The sequence below is a fragment of the Salmonella sp. SA15303 genome (assembly GCF_029962125.1).
GTDB lineage: Bacteria > Pseudomonadota > Gammaproteobacteria > Enterobacterales > Enterobacteriaceae > Salmonella > Salmonella enterica.
This window is the reverse complement of record NZ_CP123924.1, coordinates 4,200,386-4,226,981: the sequence shown is the minus strand read 5'-3', so window position 1 is coordinate 4,226,981 and position 26,596 is coordinate 4,200,386. Positions and strand designations below refer to the sequence as shown.

General features: G+C 52.3%; 26 protein-coding genes. 20 read left to right on the top strand and 6 right to left on the bottom strand.

Annotation, left to right across the window (positions count from 1 at the left end):
* Positions 1-245: 245 nt before the first annotated feature.
* Genes iolB through QEN31_RS20725 form a run of 3 tightly spaced genes read right to left on the bottom strand, consistent with a single transcriptional unit; the run spans position 246 to position 2,903 of the window.
* Entirely contained in the window at positions 246-1,055 is an 810-nt protein-coding gene (gene iolB, locus QEN31_RS20735; RefSeq protein ID WP_000002010.1) for a 5-deoxy-glucuronate isomerase, read from the bottom strand.
* A 24-nt stretch (positions 1,056-1,079) separates the two neighbouring features.
* Positions 1,080-2,585 (bottom strand): malonate-semialdehyde dehydrogenase IolA, encoded by a 1,506-nt coding sequence (gene iolA / locus QEN31_RS20730; RefSeq protein WP_000450729.1) that lies wholly within the window; start codon positions 2,583-2,585, stop codon positions 1,080-1,082.
* Between the two features lie 15 nt (positions 2,586-2,600).
* On the bottom strand, positions 2,601-2,903 hold the full coding sequence (locus tag QEN31_RS20725) for a hypothetical protein (protein WP_014343939.1): 303 nt from the start codon (positions 2,901-2,903) through the stop codon (positions 2,601-2,603).
* 122 nt (positions 2,904-3,025) lie between these two features.
* On the opposite strand from QEN31_RS20725, the gene reiD reads away from it, so the two are divergent.
* The 5 genes from reiD to iolI1 all read left to right on the top strand — a co-directional run bounded on the left by reiD (position 3,026) and on the right by iolI1 (position 8,333).
* Complete coding sequence (gene reiD / locus QEN31_RS20720; protein ID WP_000332219.1) at positions 3,026-3,850, top strand: myo-inositol utilization transcriptional regulator ReiD; 825 nt, start codon at positions 3,026-3,028, stop codon at positions 3,848-3,850.
* A gap of 259 nt (positions 3,851-4,109) precedes the next feature.
* Positions 4,110-5,030, top strand: coding sequence for a myo-inosose-2 dehydratase (gene iolE / locus QEN31_RS20715; RefSeq protein WP_012601329.1), 921 nt, complete (start codon positions 4,110-4,112; stop codon positions 5,028-5,030).
* A gap of 18 nt (positions 5,031-5,048) precedes the next feature.
* Positions 5,049-6,059: an inositol 2-dehydrogenase IolG1 gene (gene iolG1, locus QEN31_RS20710; RefSeq protein ID WP_000172704.1), complete on the top strand. Its 1,011-nt coding sequence runs from the start codon at positions 5,049-5,051 to the stop codon at positions 6,057-6,059.
* A 96-nt stretch (positions 6,060-6,155) separates the two neighbouring features.
* Positions 6,156-7,499 (top strand): lysosomal glucosyl ceramidase-like type III secretion effector SrfJ, encoded by a 1,344-nt coding sequence (gene srfJ / locus QEN31_RS20705; RefSeq protein ID WP_000678386.1) that lies wholly within the window; start codon positions 6,156-6,158, stop codon positions 7,497-7,499.
* Complete coding sequence (iolI1, locus tag QEN31_RS20700; RefSeq protein ID WP_000976924.1) at positions 7,500-8,333, top strand: 2-keto-myo-inositol isomerase IolI1; 834 nt, start codon at positions 7,500-7,502, stop codon at positions 8,331-8,333.
* Here iolI1 and QEN31_RS20695 read toward each other — a convergent pair.
* Positions 8,330-9,496: an MFS transporter gene (locus QEN31_RS20695; protein WP_001111174.1), complete on the bottom strand. Its 1,167-nt coding sequence runs from the start codon at positions 9,494-9,496 to the stop codon at positions 8,330-8,332. The two genes, iolI1 and QEN31_RS20695, sit on opposite strands and share 4 nt — an antisense overlap.
* Positions 9,497-9,556: 60 nt before the next feature.
* Entirely contained in the window at positions 9,557-11,494 is a 1,938-nt protein-coding gene (locus QEN31_RS20690; protein ID WP_014343940.1) for a bifunctional 5-dehydro-2-deoxygluconokinase/5-dehydro-2-deoxyphosphogluconate aldolase, read from the bottom strand.
* 416 nt (positions 11,495-11,910) lie between these two features.
* Between QEN31_RS20690 and iolD the strand changes: the two genes are divergently transcribed.
* The 5 genes from iolD to iolH all read left to right on the top strand — a co-directional run bounded on the left by iolD (position 11,911) and on the right by iolH (position 18,266).
* Positions 11,911-13,851: a 3D-(3,5/4)-trihydroxycyclohexane-1,2-dione acylhydrolase (decyclizing) gene (iolD, locus tag QEN31_RS20685; protein WP_000849477.1), complete on the top strand. Its 1,941-nt coding sequence runs from the start codon at positions 11,911-11,913 to the stop codon at positions 13,849-13,851.
* Between the two features lie 180 nt (positions 13,852-14,031).
* Positions 14,032-15,054 (top strand): D-chiro-inositol-2-dehydrogenase IolG2, encoded by a 1,023-nt coding sequence (gene iolG2, locus QEN31_RS20680; RefSeq protein WP_000736098.1) that lies wholly within the window; start codon positions 14,032-14,034, stop codon positions 15,052-15,054.
* A gap of 72 nt (positions 15,055-15,126) precedes the next feature.
* Positions 15,127-16,353 (top strand): MFS transporter, encoded by a 1,227-nt coding sequence (locus QEN31_RS20675; protein ID WP_000661783.1) that lies wholly within the window; start codon positions 15,127-15,129, stop codon positions 16,351-16,353.
* 160 nt (positions 16,354-16,513) lie between these two features.
* The gene (iolI2, locus tag QEN31_RS20670) at positions 16,514-17,329 is read left to right on the top strand and encodes a 2-keto-myo-inositol isomerase IolI2 (protein ID WP_001019386.1); all 816 of its coding nucleotides are present in this window, start codon (positions 16,514-16,516) and stop codon (positions 17,327-17,329) included.
* A gap of 52 nt (positions 17,330-17,381) precedes the next feature.
* Positions 17,382-18,266 carry a sugar phosphate isomerase/epimerase IolH gene (gene iolH, locus QEN31_RS20665; protein ID WP_000683955.1) on the top strand — a complete coding sequence of 295 codons (885 nt, stop codon included), beginning with the start codon at positions 17,382-17,384 and terminating at the stop codon, positions 18,264-18,266.
* A gap of 55 nt (positions 18,267-18,321) precedes the next feature.
* On the opposite strand, the gene yjgA is transcribed toward iolH, so the two are convergent.
* Positions 18,322-18,873 carry a ribosome biogenesis factor YjgA gene (gene yjgA / locus QEN31_RS20660; protein ID WP_000166287.1) on the bottom strand — a complete coding sequence of 184 codons (552 nt, stop codon included), beginning with the start codon at positions 18,871-18,873 and terminating at the stop codon, positions 18,322-18,324.
* A gap of 95 nt (positions 18,874-18,968) precedes the next feature.
* Here yjgA and pmbA point away from each other — a divergent pair, with 95 nt between their 5' ends.
* The 10 genes from pmbA (at position 18,969) to dagF (ending at position 26,583) form a co-directional block, all read left to right on the top strand.
* Positions 18,969-20,321 (top strand): metalloprotease PmbA, encoded by a 1,353-nt coding sequence (gene pmbA / locus QEN31_RS20655; RefSeq protein WP_000852994.1) that lies wholly within the window; start codon positions 18,969-18,971, stop codon positions 20,319-20,321.
* 98 nt (positions 20,322-20,419) lie between these two features.
* Positions 20,420-20,806: a cytochrome b562 gene (gene cybC / locus QEN31_RS20650; RefSeq protein WP_001232231.1), complete on the top strand. Its 387-nt coding sequence runs from the start codon at positions 20,420-20,422 to the stop codon at positions 20,804-20,806.
* Positions 20,807-21,083: 277 nt separating this feature from the next.
* Positions 21,084-21,422, top strand: coding sequence for a glycine dehydrogenase (locus tag QEN31_RS20645; protein WP_001255103.1), 339 nt, complete (start codon positions 21,084-21,086; stop codon positions 21,420-21,422).
* 10 nt (positions 21,423-21,432) lie between these two features.
* The gene (locus QEN31_RS20640) at positions 21,433-21,795 is read left to right on the top strand and encodes an SFCGS family glycine-rich protein (protein ID WP_000435389.1); all 363 of its coding nucleotides are present in this window, start codon (positions 21,433-21,435) and stop codon (positions 21,793-21,795) included.
* Entirely contained in the window at positions 21,795-22,097 is a 303-nt protein-coding gene (locus tag QEN31_RS20635) for a DUF4312 family protein (protein ID WP_000975187.1), read from the top strand. Before QEN31_RS20640 ends, QEN31_RS20635 begins: the two co-directional genes overlap by 1 nt.
* A gap of 22 nt (positions 22,098-22,119) precedes the next feature.
* Positions 22,120-22,896: a DUF4311 domain-containing protein gene (locus tag QEN31_RS20630; protein WP_000478578.1), complete on the top strand. Its 777-nt coding sequence runs from the start codon at positions 22,120-22,122 to the stop codon at positions 22,894-22,896.
* An 11-nt stretch (positions 22,897-22,907) separates the two neighbouring features.
* Positions 22,908-23,552, top strand: coding sequence for a DUF4310 family protein (locus tag QEN31_RS20625; protein ID WP_000392128.1), 645 nt, complete (start codon positions 22,908-22,910; stop codon positions 23,550-23,552).
* A 58-nt stretch (positions 23,553-23,610) separates the two neighbouring features.
* Positions 23,611-24,744: an amidohydrolase/deacetylase family metallohydrolase gene (locus QEN31_RS20620; protein ID WP_000459930.1), complete on the top strand. Its 1,134-nt coding sequence runs from the start codon at positions 23,611-23,613 to the stop codon at positions 24,742-24,744.
* Positions 24,728-25,846 carry a DgaE family pyridoxal phosphate-dependent ammonia lyase gene (locus QEN31_RS20615; protein ID WP_001139182.1) on the top strand — a complete coding sequence of 373 codons (1,119 nt, stop codon included), beginning with the start codon at positions 24,728-24,730 and terminating at the stop codon, positions 25,844-25,846. Before QEN31_RS20620 ends, QEN31_RS20615 begins: the two co-directional genes overlap by 17 nt.
* The gene (gene dagF / locus QEN31_RS20610) at positions 25,843-26,583 is read left to right on the top strand and encodes a 2-dehydro-3-deoxy-phosphogluconate aldolase (protein WP_000779263.1); all 741 of its coding nucleotides are present in this window, start codon (positions 25,843-25,845) and stop codon (positions 26,581-26,583) included. Before QEN31_RS20615 ends, dagF begins: the two co-directional genes overlap by 4 nt.
* Positions 26,584-26,596 lie beyond the last annotated feature (13 nt).

Here is a 26,596-nt window from a genome sequence, read left to right as displayed (position 1 = left end):
CAGTGTTTACCACCTCTACGTAACTAATTGATCCATAATAATATCGGCAAATAGGGTAAGTCTTCTTCTGCATCATTATTTTATTGCGTATTCCTGGTGGGGGCCGTGCCGTAAATACGCTATATACAAAACAGGGAAATAATTTAAGAGAAGGCGGATAGCGATCTTATGAGCGTGTGTGGCGCAGAGTTGAATAAAAAAGCCAGCCGCAGAGGACGGCTGGCAAAGTACCACTCAACGAAGTGTTATCGCGGGTAGTCTGGTGAGTTAATCCACGCGTGGTTCTCTTCCCAGGTGAAACGCCATTTTCGTAGCGGGCCGGCCATCACGTTCAGATAGTAGTTATCGTAACCCGCGATGGTGGCAACCGGGTGGTAGCCCTTAGGTACTTTCACTACATCCCGGTTATAGACCGCCATACATTCATCCAGGCTGCGATCGTCGGTGTAGACGCGCTGTAAGCAGAATCCCTGAGGTGGATTGAAACGGTGATAGTACGTCTCTTCCAGATAGGTCTCCTGGCCTTCAACTGCCGTATCGTGCTTGTGCGCGGGCCAGGAGCTGGTATCGCCTTCATTAGTGTACACTTCAACGACTAGCAGGCTGTCGGCGAGCTGGCTATCAGGAAGGATGTTATGCACCAGGCGCTGATTGCGCCCTTTTCCCCGATGCTCTACCCCGACCTCTTGTGGCGAGATCAGACGTACCGGAAGCTCTCCGAATCCCGGCGCGCTGCATACGGCCAGCTCAAGGTCGGTTTCGGCTGTCACTTTCGCCTCCGTATGATGGGGGAGGTAAACCGAATAAGCCGGAATGCGTTCAAACGGACTCATGCGCTGACCAATCCGATAGAAAAAACTGTCGGCGGCCTTAACGCTGGCCAGCCCGGCAACCAGCACCAGACAGCGTTCACGCTCATCGGACGGCAGGGTTATCGACTCTCCAGCCTTCAACTGCCAGACATCAAAACCGACATACTCCCAGCCTGCATTTTGAGGGGAAATGTGTTGGATATTTCCCGACTCAGAGGTACAGGTACTCAGCAAGTTGGCCATAATCTTCTCCTTCCTGAAAGCGTATTAACCGAGAGTCGGCATACTGAACTCCGATACGATCTGCTGTCCGTTCGGCCAACGCGAGGTAACGGTTTTCATCCGGGTATAGAAGCGCACGCCATCCGGCCCATGGACGTTCAGGGCGCCAAACACCGAGCGCTTCCAGCCGCCAAAAGAGTGAAATGCCATCGGAACCGGAACTGGAATATTAATACCGACCATCCCGGCTTCAACCGACTGGGCGAATTCGCGCGCATAGTGACCGTTGGTGGTGAAAATCACGCTGCCGTTGCCGAATTCATGGGAGTTTACCGTGCTAATGGCGGTGGCATAATCCGGGACGCGCACAATTCCGAGAACCGGGCCAAAAATTTCTTCACGCCAGATGGTCATCTCAGGCGTGACGTTATCAAACAGAGTGCCGCCGACATAAAAGCCTTCAGGATATCCCGCCACGCTATAGTTGCGGCCATCCATGACCAGAGTTGCTCCCTCGCTCACCCCTTTGTCGATGTAACCCAACACTTTCTGTTGATGAGCACGTGAAACAACCGGGCCCATTTCATTTTCATCTTTGCCGCGCAGCTCTCCCGGGCCGATACGTAGCGCCGCAATCAGCGGTTTCAGGCGTTCGATCAGACGGTCCGCCGTTTCATCGCCCACCGCGACCACTACCGGCAGCGCCATACAGCGTTCGCCCGCGGAACCAAATGCTCCGCCCATAATGGCGTTGACGGTGGCGTCCAGATCTGCATCCGGCATGACGATTGCGTGATTTTTGGCGGCCCCGAAGGCCTGTACGCGTTTGCCATGGGCGCTGGCGGTTGTATAGATATGTTCCGCGACGGCGGAGGAACCGACAAAGCTGACGGCCTGTACGCGAGGGTCGCTGGTCAACAGGCTAGCCGCCTCATTGCCACAGTGAACAACGTTAAACACGCCGTCCGGCAGGCCAGCCTCCTGCAGAAGCTGCGCCATACGTAACGATGCGGACGGCACCAGTGCGGGCGGTTTCAGGACGAAGGTATTGCCGCAAGCCAGAGCAACCGGGAACATCCACATAGGCACCATTGCCGGGAAGTTAAACGGTGTGATGCCTGCCACAACCCCAAGCGGCTGCATTAATGAAAAGCTGTCAACGCCTGAGCCGACGTTAAAGGAGTACTCTCCTTTGCTGAGGTGCGGGATCCCGCAGGCAAATTCGACAACCTCTATGCCGCGCGTCAGCTCGCCAAGCGCATCTGACCAGACCTTGCCATGCTCGCTGACGATCAGCGCCGCCAGTTCGTCCCGATGCTTTTCCAGTAATACTTTGAATTCAAAAAGGATACGTGCCCGGCGTAGCGGAGTCATTTTACTCCATGCCGGAAAAGCCTCATGTGCGCTTTGAATTGCCGCCAGCATCTCCTCTCGGGTGCTCTGGGTGACCTGACGAATTACTTTACCGGTGGCCGGATTAGTCACCGGTAGCGTCTCGCCGCTGCTGCTCAGTGTCGTTTTACCATGAATAAAATTGCCGACTGTTTCCATCTCTTTTTTATCCTCTTAAACCGATGTTGACGACGTTCTGACTGAGCGGTCACAGGAAAGCCTGGTTATCTTCAGCCTAAAACGCATACCGTATTCAATGTAAATTTTAGGATTAAAAATTTCAAATTTATTTTTATGAAATTTTATTTTGAAAGTTTGACGGCTGATTTTTATACGAGGGTATGTGCAGCAAGAAATCAAAAATATAATTAACTTATTGATTTTTATCGTTTTTATTTGGTGTGTCATCAATGGTTGTCTGTTGTGACGAGGAAAGATTTGGAAAAAATTATGATCTATATAGCATTTTTGTTTCATTTGGTGTGGTATAAAAATTCAAATTTCAGGGGGGTTTCGGCACCACAGTTTCGGATATTGGAGGGTAAATCATGCGCTTGTGCTTCTGTCCTTCAGAACGAGAGAATAAGGCTCAGCCCCAGTTGGCGTATGTGAGTCAGGTCAGTGAGAGCAATGGTCCGTTTGTCCGGTTCATGCATATGCACCCACAGACCGTTGAACTGATTCTTATCACCGAAGGAGACGGGGAGTATTTCATTGGCGATCGCATCTACCCAGTTCGTAAAGGCGACCTGGTCATTTATAACAGCCAGGTGGTGCATGATGAGTATCTGGAAAGCGGGCGGCCAATTGGCACTATTTGTTGTGGGATTAACAATATTTCGTGTCCGGGTCTACGTGAGAATGCGCTAATACCGGATGATATTGTGCCGGTTATTCCACTGTATCACCATTATGCGACGGTGGAAAAACTGATGAGCTCCGTGTTTACCGTTATTAATCAGCATGCGGTAGAAGGGCCAGCAATGGCGCAGCTATTGACCCAGGTAGTACTCAAATACATTGAGGGAAATGTCTTATTGCGCACAGGTAACGATGCCATACAGCGCCATGAAAATTTACTTGATTCAATAAAATCCTATATTGATCGCAATTTCTATGAGCCAATTCGGCTGGATACGCTGGCGACGAAATTTAATGTCAGTCCTTATTATGTTTCCCATGAATTTAAACGCCGCTATGGTTATTCACCGATGGATTACCTGATAAAACGTAGGCTGGGGGAGGCGCAATCGTTACTAACCACGGATGAAGGCGGGCGCGAAAAGATCACCTCTATTGCTTATCGTGTTGGCTTTAGCAACCTTAGTCATTTTCAGAATTACTTCAAAAATAAAGTAGGGAAAACGCCCGGTCAATATCGCAAGGACTATCGTAAAGCTAATTATTTATTATTTGAATATTAATGCTTGCTAAAATTTAATCGTCATGAGAATGGTCGCAATACTGCGGCCATTTTTTATTTGTCGGTATATTTTATGCGTTTATCTATAGCGCGAAAAGTCTGGCAATATCATTAAAGAGTGATGATTTTTTTGTGATACCTGACGCATTTATCCCACTTCTTCAACCAGGATAGATAAAGTTTTTCAGGCTACAAAAAGTAATATGTTGTCCATCAAAGGTTAATTTGCATCGCGGTATGCAGTAAAAGCGTTTCATTAAGTGGGAGCCAGCAATATGTACAATGTAAAAAAGAGCATTAAGTTGGGGATTGCGCCTATCGGTTGGCGCAATGATGATATTCCTGAGATTGGTAAAGAAAATACATATAAACAAATACTTAGTGATGCCGCGCTCACCGGTTTTTCCGGGACGGAAGTTGGCGGTTGTTATCCGCAGGATCCTGCTGAGTTAAATAAAGAGTTAATGCTTCGCGGACTGGAAATACCAGGCCAGTGGTTTTCTTCCTTTATTATTCGCGATGGTATTGCATCTGCGATGAATGCTTTTGAACAGCATTGTGCTTATTTGCAGGCAATACATGCATATGTCGCCGTTGTTTCTGAACAAACTTATAGTATTCAAGGCATTATCGATAAGTGCGTTTATACAGAGAAGCCTAACTTCAGCGACAGCGAATGGCAGCTTTTATGCGAAGGACTTAATGCGCTTGGGAAGATTGCCAATGCGCACGGGCTGAAGCTCGCTTTCCATCATCATATGGGCACCGGTGTGCAGACTCTGCCAGAAGTGGATCGACTCATGGAGAATACCGATCCGCAATTTGTACATCTGCTGTTTGATACCGGGCATATATATGTTTCTGACGGCGATGTCATGCCGCTACTGAGTAAACATTTTGATCGTATTAAACACGTTCATTTTAAAGATGTGCGTAATGAAAAACTCAAAGCATGTCGCCTCGCGAAGAAATCATTCCTCAATTCTTTCCTTGATGGTGTGTTTACCGTCCCCGGCGATGGAAATATTGATTTTAAATCCGTATTAGCTTATCTGGTCGGGCATCAATATTCTGGCTGGATTGTTGTTGAGGCCGAGCAGGATCCTAAGAAATATAACCCATTGGAATATGCGCAAAAAGGTAAAAAGCATATTGATGAGTTACTGAAAAATTATCTTTAATTGAAAAGGAAACAGAAAATGACTTTAAAAGCAGGTATTGTAGGTATCGGCATGATCGGCTCCGATCACTTAAGACGTCTGGCCAACACCGTGTCGGGTGTAGAGGTTGTTGCCGTATGTGATATCGTCGCGGGTAGGGCGCAGGCGGCGCTGGATAAGTATGCGATCGAAGCCAAAGATTATAATGACTATCACGATCTGATTAATGATAAAGACGTTGAAGTGGTCATCATTACCGCATCAAATGAGGCGCACGCCGATGTAGCCGTTGCCGCGCTAAATGCTAACAAATATGTTTTCTGTGAAAAACCGCTAGCGGTGACGGCTGCGGATTGTCAGCGTGTGATTGAAGCAGAGCAGAAAAATGGTAAGCGCATGGTGCAGATTGGTTTTATGCGCCGCTACGACAAAGGTTACGTTCAGCTGAAAAATATTATCGACAGCGGCGAAATCGGTCAGCCATTAATGGTTCATGGACGTCATTACAATGCCAGCACGGTGCCAGAATACAAAACGCCACAGGCTATCTATGAAACATTGATTCATGAAATTGACGTTATGCACTGGCTGCTTAACGAAGATTATAAAACCGTTAAGGTTTACTTCCCGCGCCAGTCCAGCCTGGTGACCACTCTGCGTGATCCGCAGCTGGTTGTAATGGAAACCACCTCCGGCATCAATATTGTGGTTGAAGTATTTGTGAACTGCCAGTATGGCTACGACATTCACTGCGATGTTACCGGCGAGAAAGGAATGGCGGAGCTGCCAACCGTCGCCAGCGCCGCGGTACGGAAAGCGGCGAAGTATAGCACCGACATCCTGGTTGACTGGAAACAGCGCTTTATTGATGCCTACGACATTGAGTTCCAGGATTTCTTCGATCGTCTGAACGCAGGATTGCCGCCGGCAGGCCCAACGTCATGGGATGGTTATCTGGCTGCGGTTACCGCTGATGCCTGCGTGAAGTCTCAGGAAACAGGGAATACCGAGATTGTTGAATTACCCTCAAAACCTGATTTCTACAAATAAACCTTCCGCGTATTAAAACTCCTGCCGGATAGCGATGCTTAAGCGTCCTATCCGGCATATCACAATTTATTATCTTCTTTTATCCGGAACTTCCCTATGAAAGGCAGACTCATCTCTTCCGATCCGTATCGTCAGCAATTCCTTGTTGAGCGTGCGGTCTCTTTTTCGCATCGTCAGCGTGATTGCAGTGAATTAATCAGCGTCTTACCGCGCCACGCGTTACAGCAGATTGACGGATTCGGCGGCAGCTTTACCGAAGGTGCGGGCGTGGTATTCAACAGCATGAGCGAAAAGACGAAGGCGCAATTTCTTTCCCTTTATTTTTCTGCTCAGGAACATAATTACACTCTGGCGCGGATGCCAATTCAGAGCTGTGATTTTTCCCTGGGCAATTACGCGTATGTCGATTCCAGCGCTGACCTGCAGCAGGGACGGCTCTCCTTTTCCCGCGATGAAGCGCATTTAATACCGCTGATTTCCGGGGCGTTGCGGTTAAATCCACACATGAAGCTGATGGCTTCGCCGTGGAGTCCGCCGGCGTTTATGAAAACTAATAACGATATGAACGGTGGCGGCAAGCTGCGGCGCGAATGCTACGCCGACTGGGCCGATATCATTATCAACTACCTGCTGGAATACCGCCGCCACGGCATTAATGTGCAGGCGCTCTCCGTGCAGAATGAGCCGGTGGCGGTAAAAACCTGGGACTCCTGTCTGTATAGCGTGGAAGAGGAGACAGCCTTTGCCGTGCAGTATCTGCGTCCGCGCCTCGCCCGGCAGGGTATGGATGAGATGGAGATCTATATCTGGGATCACGATAAAGATGGCCTGGTGGACTGGGCTGAACTCGCCTTTGCTGACGAAGCTAATTATAAGGGAATTAACGGGCTGGCATTCCACTGGTATACCGGCGACCATTTTTCGCAAATACAGTATCTGGCCCAGTGCCTGCCGGATAAAAAACTCCTGTTTTCCGAAGGCTGTGTGCCAATGGAGAGCGATGCCGGTAGCCAGATTCGCCACTGGCATACCTATCTCCATGACATGATTGGTAATTTCAAATCGGGTTGTAGCGGGTTTATCGACTGGAATCTGCTGCTGAACAGTGAGGGCGGGCCGAATCATCAGGGTAATCTGTGTGAAGCGCCCATTCAATACGATGCGCAAAACGACGTGCTGCGGCGTAACCACTCCTGGTATGGTATTGGCCACTTCTGCCGCTATGTGCGTCCGGGGGCGAGGGTCATGCTTTCTTCAAGTTACGATAATCTTCTGGAAGAGGTGGGATTTGTGAATCCCGACGGCGAGCGTGTGCTGGTGGTGTATAACCGCGATGTCCAGGAAAGGCGTTGCCGGGTGCTGGATGGCGATAAAGAGATCGCGTTAACGCTGCCGCCGTCAGGCGCCAGTACGTTGCTATGGCGGCAGGAGTCGATCTGAATGATGAAGCTGGGATTTAATGAAGCGACCTGTATGCGAAACTCCACGCTGGCACAGGATGTTGTGTTGGCGGAACGTTTTGGCTATGACTACATCGAAATCCGTCTGGATATGTTGCAGGAGTGGTTGCAGAAACATACGTTAAGCGAGCTGGCAGACATTTTCGCCGTCGGCCACCTTAAGCCCTGGGGCTACAATTCGCTGGAAGACATTACGTTTTGTGATAGCGAAAGCTGGGCGGAGAAACTGCGGCAGTTGGCTTTCGCCTGCCATGCTGGCTCAGTGGTGGGGGGTGATTGTCTGGTTGTGGTGCCCACCATTCGTCAGGGGGGAAATTTTCCGCCAGGGGAAACGGTGAAAGATTCAGTGAAGCGTCTGCGCGAGATGGCGGCAGTGGCGGAAGAAAGCCGGATGCGGCTGGCCTTTGAGCCGATCGGTTCCGCAGGATGCTGTGTGCGCAGTCTTGCCATGGCGATGGAGATCGTAGATGCGGTCGATCGCAGTAATGTCGGGCTGGTCGTCGATGCCTTTAATCTTTACCTGCACGATCAATGGCGGGATCTGACCACGCTTCGCCAGATCCCTGTGGAAAAGATCTTCGTTTACCATATTGATGACGCCGATAATCTGCCGCTGGCAACGCTGGAGCATTGCCATCGTCTGTTTCCTGGCAACGGCGTGATCCCACTGCATGAGATCACGCATGAGCTAGTGCAGAAGGGCTATGAGGGGATCTGTTCGCTGGAACTGTTTAACCCTGGCTACTGGCAGATGGCGGCCAGCGAAGTCTTTGCGATAGGGGCGGAAAAGACTCGCCCCTTCTTAACAGCTTAATGTTGCCGCAGCAAGAGATGGACAACCGCCGCGCCCAGCAGCGCGCAGGCCGCGGCCAGAAGAAAGACCTGCTGATAGCCGATAAACGGCGTCAGCAGGCCCGCTATTGGTCCGGTAAATCCGTAGGCCAGATCCTGAAACGCTGACCAGACGCCGAGGGCCGTACCACGAATCTCCGGTGGCACTCTGCGCACAACCTCTACGCCCAGCGATGGGAACATCAGCGAACAGCCGCAGCCGGTAATCGCCGCGCCAATCAGCGCAGCGCCTGCTGACGGAGCGGCCCACATTACCGCCAGTCCGGTCCCCTCTACCAGTAGTGAAAAGGTTGCGACCGTGGCGCCGCCGTAACGGTCGGGAAATTTGGCGCAGAAAAAGCGGACAGCGATAAACGCAATGCCAAACAGCGTCATCGCAAAACCGGTGTTATCCCAGTGACGCTCGTTGAACCAGAGGGCGGTAAACGCGCTTAGGGTGGCAAAACCAATGCCCTGGAGCACAAGCCCTGTTCCGGGCCGCCACACCAGGCCGACTACCCGTAGCACTGGCACGCGGGGACGGGCTGTTGGGATATTCCCCGGAATGCCATAGATGACTCCGCTGGCGATGATCGGCAACAGCACGACGAGGAGCGCCGGAAGCGCCAGGCCGGCCCTGGCGTAAAGCGACAGCCCCAGCGGCGCGCCGATAGCCAGCGCACCGTAGGTCGCCATGCCGTTCCAGGAAATAACCTGACCCGCGTGGGTCGAGCCCGCCAGCCACATCCCCCAGGTTAAATTACCGGTCAAAATGAAACTTTCACCGATGCCCAGCAGCACACGACCAACAATCAGTATGGCCCATGCGAGCAGCGGAACCGGGTGAGCGATTAGACTGACCAGCATCAGCAGACCTGATGCGGCGCAGTAGAACTGACCGGTGATAACCGTCCGACGTCCGCCTGACGTGTCGGCTTTTCGACCCGCGGCGCCCCGGGTAAGCAAGGTGGCGATAAACTGGCTGCCTACCGCGATACCGATCAACAGATCGCTCAGATGCAACTGCTGCTGAACGTACAGCGGCAGCATGACTAACGGGATGCCAATAGTCAGATAGTTGAGAAACATCGCGGCGCTGATGCGAAACAGCGTGATCGATGTGGAATGTTGTGTGAGAGCTGGCATGGAATCGTCCTTGAACACGCCCCTTGTCCGATGCAGACACGGGGCGTGATGAGGCAGGCATTAACGTGCCGGGCGGTATTCGCGCCAGTAGTCGATAAGCATGCGGTATTTTTGTTTCACCGTTGCGATGAGCTGTTCATCGTTAAGCTGGCCGCCTAACCACTGGCGTGACGGTTCGCCAAAGATGGTCCGGCCGACGGCGAAACCTTTCACCCAGGGCATATCCGCTGCTGCGGCGAATCCTGACTTCAACTCGCTTTCCGGTGCGTCCAGGCCAAGTATCAATATACCGCGACATTCAGGGTCATAATGCTCAATATGCTGGCTGATTTCTCGCCAACGATCTGGGCTTAACGGCGGCAGTTTCCACCAGTCCGGCAGGATCCCCAGTTGATAAAAACGTTCCACAATCTGAGGATAGTATTGCTCATTTTGGTCTGCCGCATCGCGCGGCAAGATGACTTCCAGCAGCAGATCGTGACCAGACTGGCAGCAGGCGCGGTAAACCTCGTCAATGAGCGCCTCTTGTTCAAGACGTACCGACTCTGCATCGAGTGGATGATAGAAGACCAGACATTTCACGACGTGCTCTTGCGGCCAGCTGACAAGCTGAGAGCCAATATCGCCATGTTCCAGCTTCAGCGGATACGAACCGGGCATCTCAACCGGTCGGCCAATCCACCATCCCTGGCCGGTCACGTCGTTAAGCGCCTGCTGACCAAAGGTGGTATCGGCAAGGATGCCGCTATTATTCTGTAAACCGGCCTCAAGCGCCGCCTGACGTGCCCCTTCTAGCAGTAGCATCTTCAGGGGGGGGATCGCGGATTCACTGGCGCCGACTTCATTTGCGATATCCACCAGTTGCTTGCGATGGTCAAAGGCGAATACGCACAGCTCCGGCCAGTGCTGTTTACGGGTTGTGACCCGATGAAGGTGATTCAGCCGCGGGTCTTTGTCTGGCCGGGTGATGGATTGTTCACGCGCGAGGTAGTCGTCCAGCTCTTTTTTGGTTGGCATGGCGGGGGCACAACCGTGGCGCGATACCACTAACGCGCCGCAGGCGTTTGCATAACGGCAGGCTTGCTCCCAGCTTTCATCGTTCAGGTATCCCCGCAGCAGTCCTGACATAAAGGCATCGCCCGCGCCCAGAACGTTCAGAACGTCTACGCGAACGCCGCTATGTATCTTCACCTGCGACCAGTCATCGGCGATGTTGCCTTCAAAGACTGAGCAGCCCAGCGCGCCGCGTTTGCACACCAGTACGGCCTGGGTCAACTGACGGACGCGCCGCAGGGCGGTCAGCGTGTCGGTACTGCCGCCGGCGATATGGAATTCTTCTTCGGTCCCAACGATCAGATCGAAATGGCGCAATACCTGCTGGAGCTGTTCGGTAACCTGTGATGAGGCGATGAAACGCGTTTCACCGTCTCCTAGCGACGTCAGGCCCCACAGTACGGGGCGGTAGTCGATATCCAGTGCCCGCCGCAGCCCGTGTTTTTGCGCATACTCCAGCGCTTTAAGAACGGCGGCGCGCGTATTGGGGTGAGAAAGATGGGTACCGGTGACGGCTAATGCGCGTGAAGAAGCGATGTAATCTTCGCGGATATCCTCAGGTGTTAGCGCCATGTCCGCGCAGTTATCGCGGTAGAAGATCAGAGGAAAGGTGTCCTGATCTTTAATGCCGAGGATCACCAGCGCGGTCAGACGATCGCGATCCGACAGCAGGCACTGCGTATCCACACCAACGCGGTTTAATTCTTCACGAACGAAACGTCCCATATGCTCATCGCCGACGCGGGCCAGCATAGCGGAACGTAATCCCTGAATGGCCGTGCCGTAGGCAACATTGCCTGACGATCCCCCTAAATATTTAGCGAAAGTCGTCATATCCTCCAGCCGTGACCCGATTTGTTGACCATACAAATCAACGGCGACTCGTCCCAGACAGATAACGTCCAGCGGCTTTTGCTCACTACTGACTGCTTTATTCATTGACATATCCCCTAACAGAAGACGGTGTTATTTTTGCTCATACTAAGGTTTGGTGATTTCATTTTCAATAAAAATGGAAATAATGTTTTCATTTATTGTTTGAACAAGATCACAGAAATGGCATTTCCGGGCAACGGGCATGATCGTTTTTTGTTGTGTTTTTTGTTTTAATTGATTGATTATAAATGTGTTATTTATTTTAAAATCGCATGGAAGATAAATTTCATTTTCATGAAAAATACGCCTGAATGTCGAAATTTTTTAACCGTTTTTTGATCTCCTTCCCATAAATGAAATATAAATTCCATATAATTGTGAGAACGGAAATTTTGATCCTATGATAAGTCTCTGTGTTTTTGGGGCTGAAGCGATGCATAAGCAGGCAACGACAGCCGAACGGTTGATAAAAGCAGGTGGGGTACATGAAAACAATCAGGTTGACCATGGCGCAGGCTTTGGTGCGCTTTCTTGATAATCAGTACATCGACGTAGACGGCAGCGAAATCAAATTTGTAAAAGGGATTTTCGCCATTTTTGGCCACGGGAACGTCGTCGGATTGGGGCAAGCGCTGGAAGAGGACTGTGGCCAACTTAGCGTTCATCAAGGGCGTAACGAACAGGGAATGGCGCATATCGCGACGGGATTTGCCCGCCAGATGCGTCGCCATCAGATTTATGCCTGCACCTCCTCAGTGGGGCCAGGGGCCGCCAATATGATCACCGCAGCGGCGACCGCGACGGCTAACCGTATTCCACTGCTTTTGCTGCCGGGCGATGTGTACGCATCGCGTCAACCCGACCCGGTTTTGCAACAGGTTGAACAAGAACACGATTTGACGCTGAGCACCAATGACGCTTTCCGTGCAGTTAGCCGCTACTGGGATCGCATTACGCGTCCGGAACAGCTAATGAGCGCCTGTATCAGCGCGATGCGGGTGTTAACCGATCCGGCGGATACGGGGGCCGTGACGCTTTGCCTGCCACAGGATGTGCAGGGTGAAGCCTGGGATTATCCGGATTATTTTTTCGCTCGCCGGGTCTATCGTCTTGAGCGTCACGCGCCGACGGAGCCGATGCTGAACGAGGCGGTTGCGCTGATTCGCCGCCACCAGCGGCCGCTGATCGTTTGCGGCGGGGGCGTGAAGTACTCGCAGGCTGAAGAGGCGCTGCTGAGATTTGCCGAACGCTGTCATCTGCCGATTGCTGAAACCCAGGCTGGCAAGGGAGCGCTCAGTTCTGCACACCCGCTGAACGTCGGCGGGATTGGCGAAACCGGTTCACTGGCGGCGAATCTGCTGGCGCAGGAGGCCGATCTGATTATCGGTGTAGGGACGCGCTATACCGATTTCACCACCTCCTCAAAGTGGATCTTCCAGAATCCCGACGTGCGCTACTTAAATATCAACGTTAGCCGCTTTGATGTCTTCAAGCTGGATGGCGTACAGATGCAGGGTGACGCTCGCGTCGCCCTGACGCAGCTTAGCGAACGGCTGGCCCAGGAGCATTATGCTTCGCAATGGGGTGAGACTATTCACCGCGTCCGCTCGCAATATATGGCGGAAGTTGAGCGCGTCTATGCTGTGGAATATAGCGGAGAGGGCTTCAAACCTGAAATTGAGGATCATATGGATACTCAAAAGGTGTTTGAAGAGTTTAATGAGATTACGCGGTCGTGGCTGACCCAGACGCGCGTGTTGGGTGTGCTTAACCGGATGTTGCCGGAAAACGCGCTGGTGGTGGCGGCGGCGGGCAGCCTGCCGGGCGACCTCCAGCGTGTCTGGCAAAGCCGCGGCGAGAATGATTACCACGTCGAGTACGGCTACTCCTGTATGGGCTACGAAGTCAATGCCGCATTGGGGGCCAAACTGGCGCAGCCGGAGCGCGAGGTGTACAGCTTCGTGGGCGACGGTTCGTTCATGATGCTGCACTCTGAGTTGGTCACTTCCGTCCAGATGGGGAAAAAGATTACCGTCATTTTGCTCGATAACATGACCAACGGCTGTATCAATAATCTGCAAATGGAACACGGTATGGACAGTTACTTCACCGAGTTTCGTTTCCATCAGCAGGAGAGCGGTCGTCAGGAAGGCGGGTTTATCCCGGTCGATTTCGCTCGCATCGCTGAAGGATATGGTTGTAAAAGCTATCGCGTCACCACCATTGAACAACTGCATGAAGCGTTGGAAGATGCTCGTAAACAGACCGTGAGCACGCTGATAGACATAAAAGTGCTTCCCAAAACGATGGTGCATAAGTACCTGAGCTGGTGGCGCGTTGGTGGGGCGCAGGTATCCCGTAGCGAACGTATCCAGGCGGTAGCGCGTATGCTTGAAGAACATATCGGACAGGCCCGGCAGTACTGATTAATTTGCCGTCGTTCAGGTTGCAGAAGTGTGGTTATTGTTCTGCAACCTGAACGATACAGCGTCAACGCATTGTTTGCTTTTCAGAACGGCAAAATAAAACGATCCGTTTTTCGCAGAACTACGGATGCTTTTCTTTTGCGGTTTTAAATTTACTATTCATGAGATTAAGAGGTACGAATGAAAAAGCTTCGATGTGGTGTTATTGGCCTCGGTCGGGTAGGTAAAATGCATGTTGAGAATATGTATTTACTGCCTCAATTAGATATTATCTGCGCCGCCGATTATTTTATTGAGGAGATGAGCGATTGGCTTTATTCGGTAAATATAACTTCAGGGTATAAAAATTATCAGGAACTTTTACAGCGTGATGATATAGAGGCAGTTTTTATTTTCACCTCAACGGATATGCACGAAGAGATCGTCACGGCGGCAGCGCAGGCGGGGAAGCACATTTTTTGTGAAAAACCGCTCAGCATGAATGAGGATGAGCAGGCCTCAATGGCGGTGCTGAGAAAAGTGAAAGAGAAGGGGGTGACGCTGCAGGTTGCCTTTAATCGCCGTTTTGATCCTCAGTTTCACGAGGTCTTTGAGCTGGTGCGCAGCGGCAAGATTGGTCGGCCCCAGATGATAAAAATCACCTCCCGCGATCCGGACCTGCTACCCCATGATCTGATCAAACGTATTGGCGGTCTGATTTTTGACTTCACCATGCATGACTTTGATATGGCTCGTTTTATGATGCAGGATGAAGTCAGCGAAGTCTATGTTAAGGGCAATACGCTGATTGATCCCAGCCTGAAAAATATTGATGATGTTGATACGCTTGCGGTGATGCTGACTTTCAGAAACGGCGGCTACGCGCTCATTGATAACAGCCGTCGGGCGGTATATGGCTATGACCAACGGGTGGAGGTTTTTGGCTCAGAAGGGATGGCGTATGCGGATAACGTTAGTGAGTCGACGGTGAAAGTTTTCAACAGCCAGCACTGCATAATGAAAAATCCCCTTCCTGATTTCACGGTCCGTTATCGCGAAGCTTACCGAACGGAAATATTACACTTTATTGATTCAGTCCTGCATCATACGCCGGTTGTCTGTACCGGCGAAGACGCATTATTGGCCCAGCGTATCGCTATTGCCGCGCAGCAATCATTAAAAAGCGGGCTGCCGGTGAAAATAACAAGCGATATTTATCTTTAACTGCATCTATTAATAATGAAGAAACTCTCGCACTGAAAAGTGTGAGAGCTTTTCTATACCGAGGATAATAAAATGAAAGAAATGCAGGCAACGCTGCCCCAGACATTTTATATAAAACCAGGTAAGTTTATCTGGAGCTACCTGGGAACATTTTTATTTATGTTGGGCGGCTGTATTGAGAACAGCTGGTTATCTGCCTGGTTAAATACGCAGGGGTTTGATCAGGCGCATATCGGGCAGATTTTTGCCGGGTATGGGATTGTGGTCGCGATTACCTCCTGGCTATCCGGCGTCTGTGTGGACGTTTTTGGTCCTAAAAAGGTGATGGTTACCGGTTTTATCGTCTATCTTCTGGCTTCCGTCGCGTTTCTGAACTTTGCGCTACCCAGCCATGATTTTGGCGCAATTCTTGTTACCTATATGCTGCGTGGCGTGGGGTATCCGCTGGTCTGTTACTCCTTCCTGGTACGCCTGACCATCCAGTTGGATAATCACCAGCAAGGGATCGGCACCTCGCTATTTTGGGTGGTCTATAACCTTGGTTTTACCATCATTGGGCCGGTGGTGGCGGCGTCGTTAATTCCTGAGTTGGGGCATATCAACGTGATGTGGGCCGGGATGGGCGTTGCGCTGCTGGGGGTTCTCTTCATGCTGGTGCTGGAACGCAATGAATTCATTCTGAAACCGCGAACGACGCCGGTCTTCAAAGAGTTATCTGCGGGTATCTCCATTATGTATGAACGGCCACGGATCGGTCTGGCGGTGATTGTCAAAACTATTAACGGTCTTGGCACCTATGGTTTTGTTGTCGTATTACCTCTGTTTCTGCTGGATAAGCACTTTACGCTTGAGGAATGGGCGAGTATTTGGGGGATTACCTTTATCTCTAACCAGGTCTTCAACATTATCTTTGGCTGGATGGGCGATAAAATTGGTTTTCGCCGAACCATCCAGATTTTTGGCAGCATCCTGACCGGTGTCGCTACGCTGATTGTTTACTGGGTGCCGATGATATGGGGGCATAACTATGTCGCCTTTATGCTGGCGATGTGTTTGTGGGGAGCCGGGCTGGCTGGCTTTGTGCCAATGACGCCGCTGGTGCCGATGATGGCGCCGGATAAGAAGGGGGCGGCGAACTCGGCCGTGAACTTTGGCTCCGGCCTGGGGAATTTCGTTGGGCCAGCGCTGGTCTCCGTTCTGGCAGGGTTCGGCACCGGCGTGGTGATGTATACTATGGCGGGGCTCTATTTATTCAGCGGCATCCTGGTGCAGTTTCTTAAAGTGCCTGGCGAGAAATAGCTTCAAATATTCTTCAAAAATCCCTTATAGCCTGTGATGTTCATCACTAAATTAAACCGGTTTTTATCAAGATTGATAAAGCCGGTTTTTTCACCCTACGTTAAATTGTACTAACGGATTACGGTTATTTACCCACTCATATACGTTCAGGGAGAAAATAATGAATATCGAAAAAACACGGTTTTGTATTAACCGGAAAATTGCACCGGGTCTAAGTATAGAAGCATTCTTTCGACTGGTTAAACGTCTTGAGTTTAATAAAGTGGAATTGCGTAATGATATGCCAAGCGGCAGCGTTACTGATGACTTGAATTATAATCAGGTGCGTAACCTGGCAGAAAAGTATGGACTTGAAATTGTCACAATTAATGCGGTCTATCCCTTTAACCAACTGACCGAGGAGGTAGTAAAAAAAACGGAAGGATTATTACGAGACGCACAGGGAGTCGGCGCGCGGGCATTAGTTCTTTGTCCGCTGAATGATGGAACGATTGTGCCGCCGGAGGTTACGGTTGAGGCAATAAAACGACTGAGCGATCTCTTTGCCCGGTATGATATTCAGGGGCTGGTTGAACCTTTGGGATTCCGCGTAAGTTCGCTGCGTTCTGCCGTCTGGGCTCAGCAACTGATCCGGGAAGCAGGTTCCCCCTTTAAGGTTTTGCTGGATACCTTCCATCATCATCTGTACGAAGAGGCCGAAAAGGAGTTTGCGTCGCGCATTGATATTTCTGCTATCGGGCTGGTGCATTTGTCCGGTGTGGAAGACACCCGACCAACGGAAGCATTGGCTGATGAGCAGCGTATTATGCTAAGTGAAAAGGATGTAATGCAGAATTACCAGCAGGTGCAGCGTCTGGAAAATATGGGATATCGCGGTATTTACGCTTTTGAACCTTTTTCTTCCCAGTTGGCTTCCTGGAGTGAGGCGGAAATAGAGGAACAAATTAATCGCAGCGTGTCATTGCTGCTGCAATGATACAGCTAATTTCCAGGTGACCGTTTTCAGTTTCCGCAGCGTGGTATTTACAATGAAAATTGCTTTTGATGTCGATGTTATTAAACATTTACCCATTACCCAAATGGTACGGCAGGTTTCCGAGTGGGGGTATAAATATATTGAGCAGTCGCCGCACCCGCGTATTAATCCGTTTTATAAACACCCTAAAGCTGGTCGCGATACCATGCAGGAATATAAACGCGCCTTGCAGAACTACGGTGTGGAAATCTCGTCATTTATTGTGGTTTATCGTTGGTCCGGCCCCGATGAAGAGCGTCGGCGCGCCGCGGTAACCAACTGGAAGCGGATGATTGAGATTGCCGTTGATATGGGCGTACAGGTGATTAATACCGAGCTTTCCGGGACGCCGGATGAGCCGGAGATTTGTGAAGAGATGTGGTATCGCTCCATGGAGGAATTGCTGCCGATCGTGGAACGAGAGGGAATTCGAATCGAAATTCAGTCTCACCCCTGGGATTTCTGCGAACTGAACGATGAGACGGTCGACATGGTGCAGTCTTTGCGTAGTGATAACGTGACCTATCTGTACAGCGCACCGCATGGCTTCTTTTACGATAAAGGGCAGGGCGACGTCGCAAGGATGCTGAACTATGCCGGGGCCGATCTTTCGCATGTTCTGCTGGCCGATACGCACAACCACACGCTTCCCTGCCGCTATATCATGAACCCGCCTGGCGTGAATGCGACGATTCATCAGCACATCGGGCTGGGAGAAGGTGAGGTCGATTTTGACGCGCTATTCCAGGCACTGCGTGAAATGGATTTTGCAAACCGCACGTTTAAGGTGGGCGGTGAGGCAATTATCACCACGTCGCTGTTTGGTTATCCTGAGAAAATGAGTGTTCAGGCGGTGGAAACGCGCGAGCGGATCGAGCGGGAGCTACTCGGACGTTAAAAACGGGTGGATTTGCCTGTACCGCGCCACAGGCTGGCGCGGTCATTTGCGGCAATTACCCTTCGTTTTCCGCCAGCTCGCGCAGATACTGGAAGATCTGACGCGCTGATTTCGGCGGTTTGTTGCCTTCTTTCTCTTTCTTCGCATTGCGGATCAATGAACGAAGCTGTTGACGATCGGCGTGCGGCCACAGGGTCAGTACTTCGGCTACCGCGTCATCGCCTTCGACGATCAGACGATCGCGCAGATGCTCAAGTTTGTGAAACAGCACCACCTGCTGATTATGGCGGTTCTTCAGCTTGTCCAGCGCCTGGCGAATAGGTTCAACGTCGCGTTGGCGCAGCATTTTTCCGATAAGCTGCAACTGGCGGCGGCGTCCTTCCATTTTGATACGCTGGGCCAGTTCAATGGCGTCGCGCAGATCGGCGTCCAGCGGGATCTTATCCAGCGCGTTTTTCCCCAGATCCACCAGTTCCGCGCCCAGGCGTTTTAATTCCTCGGCATCGCGTTTAATTTCACTTTTACTGACCCAGATAATTTCATCGTCTTCGTCTTCGATGTCATCACCGGGAACGTCGTCGAGCCAGTCTTCGGGCTGCTTTGTCATGTCAGGCTCCTTAAAAAAAGAGGCTAATGTTACCAGTTAAGATGCGCACTGAAAAACGGTTCTCTGTTAGACTTCAGAGAAACTCTCTCTACATTATGGCATTTGCAATGAAAGTAATCTCACAAGTTGAAGCGCAGCGTAAGATTCTGGAAGAAGCAGTTTCGACAGCGCTGGAGTTAGCCTCAGGCAAATCGGATGGGGCGGAAGTCGCCGTCAGCAAGACCACCGGCATTAGCGTCAGCACCCGTTATGGTGAAGTAGAGAATGTCGAATTTAATAGCGACGGCGCGCTGGGTATTACGGTGTATCACCAGAACCGCAAAGGCAGCGCCTCTTCGACAGATTTAAGCCCGCAGGCGATTGCCCGTACCGTGCAGGCCGCGCTGGATATCGCGCGTTACACGTCGCCGGACCCGTGCGCAGGCGTGGCGGACAAAGAACTGCTGGCGTTTGACGCGCCGGATCTGGACTTGTTCCACCCGGCAGAGGTTACGCCAGACGAAGCCATTGAACTGGCCGCTCGTGCGGAACAGGCTTCTCTAAAGGCGGATAAACGCATCACCAATACCGAAGGCGGTAGTTTTAACAGCCATTACGGCATTAAAGTGTTCGGCAACAGCCACGGTATGTTGCAGGGATATTGCTCCACGCGCCATTCGCTCTCAAGCTGCGTCATCGCCGAAGAGAACGGCGATATGGAGCGTGATTACGCTTACACCATCGGCCGGGCAATGGCGGATCTGCAAGCGCCGGAATGGGTCGGGGCCGAGTGCGCGCGCCGTACCTTATCCCGCCTGTCGCCGCGCAAGCTCTCCACTATGAAAGCGCCGGTCATTTTCGCCAATGAAGTGGCGACAGGGCTATTTGGTCATCTGGTCGGGGCGATTGCCGGCGGCGCGGTATACCGTAAATCCACTTTTCTGCTCGACTCGCTGGGCAAACAAATTCTGCCTGAATGGTTAACCATCGAAGAACACCCGCATCTGCTAAAAGGGCTGGCGTCTTCACCGTTCGACAGCGAAGGCGTGCGTACGGAGCGCCGGGACATTGTGAAGGATGGCGTACTGACGCAATGGTTGCTGACCAACTATTCCGCCCGCAAACTGGGGCTGAAAAGTACCGGTCATGCCGGCGGCATTCATAACTGGCGTATCGCCGGGCAGGGGCTGAACTTTGAGCAGTTGCTAAAAGAGATGGGCACCGGCCTGGTGGTGACGGAACTGATGGGCCAGGGCGTCAGCGGTATTACCGGCGACTACTCCCGCGGCGCTGCGGGATTCTGGGTTGAAAATGGTGAAATCCAGTACCCGGTAAGTGAAATTACCATTGCCGGTAATTTAAAAGAGATGTGGCGTAATATTGTCACCGTAGGTGATGATATTGAAACGCGTAGTAATATACAGTGTGGTTCGGTATTGTTACCGGAGATGAAAATCGCCGGACAATAATACCCGTCATACTTCAGGCTGCAGGCGCGTTGGCTGCCTGCAACCCGAATTATTCAGGGTATTACACTTATCGTTAATAATAAAAAAGGAAGTGAGCAATGCGTAAAAGCCTGTTAGCTATTCTTGCTGTGTCATCGCTGGTATTCGGTTCGGCTGTTTTTGCTGCCGATCTTGAAGATAATATGGATATTCTCAATGATAACCTGAAAGTTGTTGAGAAAACGGATAGTGCCCCTGAACTGAAAGCGGCATTAACCAAAATGCGCGCGGCCGCGCTGGATGCTCAAAAAGCTACGCCGCCAAAGCTGGAAGATAAAGCGCCGGATAGCCCGGAAATGAAGGATTTTCGTCACGGTTTTGACATTCTGGTCGGCCAAATTGATGGCGCGCTGAAGCTGGCGAACGAAGGTAACGTTAAAGAAGCGAAAGCGGCGGCGGAAGCGCTAAAAACCACCCGCAATACATATCATAAGAAGTATCGTTAATTTTTGTGGGATGGCGGCTTCGCTTTATCCGCAGGTCGCCATCCGGCAAACTGTAATACCCATCACACTTTCTCACTTTATACGACAACGTCATTGTTTTGCCATTTCCTCTTTATGCCGCGATAGATCTCACACTTTCCCGGCGATAATTCATTAATGCCGCCTTTTCTGTGGCGCAGATCACCTATCCCACTCGCGTTTCCACTTCGAGGTGGAAAATAACTCGCTACAAACTTTTAACCCTTACCGCTAGTTTTATCTCATTGCCATTAACGGGGTGAGACGCGTGGATAACGGAGCAGTAAAACACGATGCCGGTGAGCGAATTAACGAACTGGCTGAACAGGTGTTAACGCAGGTGGATGGCCTGCTGGGGCGGCATCACATTGTCCCCAATGCGGTACAGACGCAAATGCTGACCTCGCACGTTCGCGCGATGGCGCACCGGTCAATTACCGGCGAGCCTTTACCGGAAGTCGATGCCAGCTTGTTTGATGAAATCTCAGCCGAATCAATGGCGCTCGCCCGCGAAATCGTGGCGGCGTTTGGCAACCTTCCTGACGAAGAAGCCTGGCTATTATCGGTACATTTTGAAGTCGCGAAAGACAACCTCTAAGGAGCAAAAAATGGAACAGATTACCGTCGTGATTGGCGATCGCCTGGGTAAAGGCCAGAAAGTGGCGGCAGGCGTGGAAAAAGCGGGCGGTCGCGCGGTCGTCGTGCCGGGCGTCGCGGCAGACATGAAGCTGGGCGATGTGATGAAAGCGGAAAACGCCACCTTCGGCATTTCATTTTGCGGCAGCGGCGGCGCGGGCGCTATCACCGCGCAAAACAAGCATGGCTACAAAGCCAAATATGGGATGCGGTCAGTAGATGAAGGCGTCACCGCTATCAATGAGGGCTGCAACGTGTTGGGTTTCGGCTTTATGGATAAAGAAGAGCTCGGCGAGCGCCTGGTGCAGGCGTGGCAAAAGAAATACGGCGCCTGATGATGAAAGAGCAATTCACCACCACGGTGAGAGTAAAAGGCAAGGGCGACGCCAAAGCACGCGCCTTTGCCGATGCGCTGAACCATGTTCAGTCGGCGGTGATGAGAGAGTCGCCGTATATCTTACTGCGTATTGAGCCACAGGATGTGCGGATTGTTCAGGCGCATGAGTCGGTGCGTAAAGAGGCCTTTCTGTTTTTCTTTTTGCGCCGGGAACGACGCACTTACAGCGTGGAGCTGGATGTGACCGTCAACGTGACCGCCATCAATCTCGACAGGGTGGATTTCGTCGCGAAACGCTGATTTTTATTAAAAAGGCATAGTTATGTTCCTGATAATACTAATTAAATCGCTCATTATCGGCGCGCTGGTCGGCGTAGGGGTGGGCGCTGGGGCTGCACGCATGTTTCACGCGCCAACCACGCAGGGGATGGGCGCGTTCCGTACGTTGGGCGAACTCAACTCTTGTGAAGGCGACCCGGCATCTCACTTCTCCTTTGGGCTGGGTTTCTTCTTTAACGCCTGGGCCTCGTCTGTGGCGGCCGGATCGTTCACCCAGGATGTCGATCACCGCATCATCCCTAACTGGGGCGCGGCGGCGCTAATGATCAAAAACCGTAACGTCGGCGAGACGCTGCACGACCCGAAAAAAATGGCGATCGCCTGCGCCGTCATCGGCATGATAGTCGTGACGTTCCTTAACCTGACCGCCTCATCCGTGCCAGAAGCGCTACAGGTGACGGCGGTTAAGGTGCTGGTACCGGCGGCAAACCTGCTGGTCAACATCGTCATGCCTGTGATCTTCTGGTTAGCAGCGATCGACGCCGGTAAAAAATCGGGCTTCTGGGCCACCGTTTTCGGCGGCGCGGCGCAGCTCATCATGGGGAACGCCGTACCGGGGCTGGTACTGGGTATTTTGATCGGTAAAGGCGTAGAAGAGAGCGGCTGGAACCATGTTACCAAAGTGATGATGGTCGCCATCGTTTTGCTGTTTGTGTTGAGCGGCTTCTTCCGCGGCTTCGACATGAAAATGATCGAGTCTTTCAACATGACGGTACCGAACTGGCTTGAACTGATCCACAACTCGCTCAGCGGCAAATAACGGAGGCCACAATGGAAGAGAATAAAGGTTTTTGGTATGCCGACTGGTCGTTCCCGATCTTTGTTGGCCTGCTCTCCTCCGGCGTTTTCGCCGGGACGCATATGTACTATCTGTACGGCATCGGCGCATTTAACGAAGTCGCTTTTGTGGCGATGTTGAAAGCGGGGATGGATACCGGCGTCTACGGCGCGGTCGCCGCTTTCGGCGCCAGCTTTTTATTTGCCCGCATTATCGAAGGTTCGCTGGTCGGAATTCTGGATATCGGCGGGGCAATTCAGACCGGCGTGGGCTTAGGGGTTCCGGCGTTACTGCTGGGGGCTGGCTTTGTCTTCCCGGTGGCGAACTTTATCGCTTCGCTGATAACCGGTCTGGTGATTGGTCTGGCGATTGGCTACATCATTATTCTGGCGCGTAAGTTCACCATTAATCAGAGCGACTCCACGTACGGGGCGGACGTCATGATGGGGGCCGGTAACACTTCAGGCCGTTTTCTGGGGCCGTTGATTATCCTCAGCGCCATGACGGCATCGATTCCTATTGGTCTGGGCTCTCTGGTGGGCGCGCTGCTGTTTTATATCTGGCAGAAGCCGATTACTGGCGGCGCGATTTTAGGCGCGATGATCCTCGGTTCCATCTTCCCGGTTGCGATTAGCTAACTGTTGATTTGTAGGCCGGATAAGGCGGTTGCGCCGCCATCCGGCAAAGGAGAGAACGATGTTTGATTTACTCCTGCGCCATGCGCGTCTGGTCGATGACACGTTGACTAATATTGCCCTGCAAGATGGCAAAATCGCGGCGTTGGGTGACGTTGATGGTCCGGCGTTGAAAACCATTGACCTGCGCGGTGAGTGTTTTGTCAGCGCGGGTTGGATTGATTCTCACGTTCACTGCTACCCGACATCGCCGATTTACCACGACGAACCGGACAGCGTGGGTATTGCCACTGGCGTTACCACAGTGGTGGATGCAGGCAGCACTGGCGCAGATGATATTGACGATTTTTACACCCTGACCCGTGACGCGACCACCGACGTTTATGCGCTGCTGAATGTTTCACGCGTCGGACTTATTGCCCAAAACGAGCTGGCTAACATGGCCAATATTGACGCTGATGCGGTTCGGCAGGCGGTAAAACGCCATCCGGATTTTATCGTCGGCCTCAAGGCGCGGATGAGCAGCAGCGTGGTAGGCGTTAACGGCATCACGCCGCTGGAACGCGCTAAAGCCATGCAGCAAGAAAACGGCAACCTGCCGCTGATGGTACATATTGGCAATAACCCGCCGGATCTGGACGAAATCGCGGAGCGTCTGACGGCGGGCGATATCATTACCCACTGTTACAACGGTAAGCCGAACCGTATTCTTCGGCCTGACGGCGAGCTGCGCGCCTCGGTGACACGAGCGCTGGCGCGCGGCGTGCGTCTGGATGTCGGGCATGGTACCGCCAGCCTGAGCTTTGCGGTGGCTAAACGCGCTATTAGCCTGGGGATTTTACCGCATACCATCAGTTCCGATATCTACTGCCGTAACCGCATCAACGGCCCGGTACATTCGCTGGCTAATGTGATGTCGAAATTCCTCGCCATCGGCATGTCGCTGCCGCAGGTCATTGCGTGCGTGACGGCCAATGCCGCCGATAGCCTGAATCTGAAAACCAAAGGTCGTCTTCAGCCTGGTCTGGATGCCGACCTGACCCTCTTTACGCTTAAACGCCAGCCCACCGTGTTGGTAGACGCGGAAAACGACAGCTTACAGGCTGAAGAATTGCTGACGCCGCTTGCCGCGATACGCGCAGGCAAGGGCTATATGACCGAACAAGGGAGCGCGGAACATGCCTTCGATTTTTGAGAAGTATCAATTAAAACAGGTGATTAACGCCTCCGGACGTATGACGGCGCTCGGCGTCTCTACGCCGCGCCCGGAAGTGATAGACGCGGCGATGGCCGGAATGAATCAGTATTTCGAGATGAAAGATCTGGTGAATAAAACCGGTGAGTACATTGCGAAATTGCTGGAGGTGGAAGGGGCGACGGTAGTCTCCTGCGCCAGTGCGGGCCTTGCCCAGTCGGTTGCCGCGGTACTGGTTCAGGACAGCGACTGGCTGCTGGAAAATCTGCACGTTACACCGATTGAAAATAACGAAATCGTCCTGCCAAAGGGCCACAACGTCAACTTTGGCGCGCCGGTGGGAACGATGGTGGCGCTGGGCGGCGGCAAACTGGTGGAAGCCGGTTACGCCAACGAATGTTCCGCCGCGCAGTTGGCGGCGGCCATTACGCCGCGCACGGCGGCTATTCTCTATATCAAATCTCACCACTGCGTACAGAAAAGTATGCTCAGCGTGGAGCAGGCTGCGGTGGTGGCGCGCACGCATAATCTCCCGCTGATTGTGGACGCGGCGGCGGAGGAAGATTTGCAGTGCTACTACCGCGTGGGCGCAGATCTCGTTATCTATAGCGGCGCGAAAGCGATTGAAGGGCCGACCAGCGGGCTGGTGATTGGCAAAACGCAGTATGTTGAGTGGGTAAAACGTCAGTCAGCGGGCATTGGCCGGGCGATGAAGGTCGGCAAAGAAGGAATTGTTGGCCTGACCTGCGCCATTGAATTGTACCTGCGGGCGCAAAAAGAGAGCGGCGCGGAGATGGTAGAAAAAATGGCGCCCTTTATCGACACGTTGAACACGTTTAACGGCGTCAGCGCCCGCGTAGTGTGGGACAGCGCCGGACGCGATATCGCGCGCACGGAAATTAAGTTTGATGAAGCCGTTACCGGCATCGCCACAGGCGAACTGGTCGACGCGCTGAAGCAAGGGGAATACGCGATTTACTTTCGCGGATACAAAGCCAACGAAGGGATTATTGAAGCGGATGTCCGCAGTGTCGATCGCGCGCAGTTAGCGATTGTGGCGCGTCGTATTGGCGAGGTGATTAATCAGGAGAAACAAGCATGAAACTGACCCCTAACTTTTACCGCGATCGCGTTTGCCTGAACGTACTGGCCGGTTCGAAAGATAACGCCCGGGAAATCTACGCGGCGGCGGAAGGTCATGTGCTGGTTGGCGTGCTCTCCAAAAACTATCCGGATGTGGCAAGCGCAGTCGCGGATATGCGTGAATATGCGGCGCTTATCGATAATGCGCTCTCCGTCGGACTGGGGGCAGGCGATCCTAACCAGTCGGCGATGGTGAGCGAAATCTCGCGTCAGGTACAGCCGCAGCATGTCAACCAGGTGTTTACCGGCGTAGGAACCAGCCGGGCGCTGCTGGGGCAAAATGAGACGGTGGTGAACGGTCTTGTCTCGCCGACCGGCACGCCGGGGCTGGTGAAAATTTCCACCGGCCCGCTAAGCAGCCGCGCGCCGGACGGCATCGTACCCATAGAAACGGCGATTGCGCTACTCAAAGACATGGGCGGCAGCTCTGTTAAATACTTTCCGATGGGAGGACTCACCTGTCGCGACGAGTATAAAGCGGTAGCTGAGGCCTGCGCCCGCCATGATTTCTGGCTGGAACCGACGGGCGGTATCGATCTGGAAAACTTCGCCGAGATTCTGCACATCGCCCTTGATGCAGGTGTAAGCAAAATCATTCCTCACATTTATAGTTCGATTATTGATAAGGTGAGCGGCAACACCCGTGCGGACGATGTGCGTCAGTTACTCGCTATCGTCCGGTCGCGTGTCGGCTAATCATGAGGAGAGA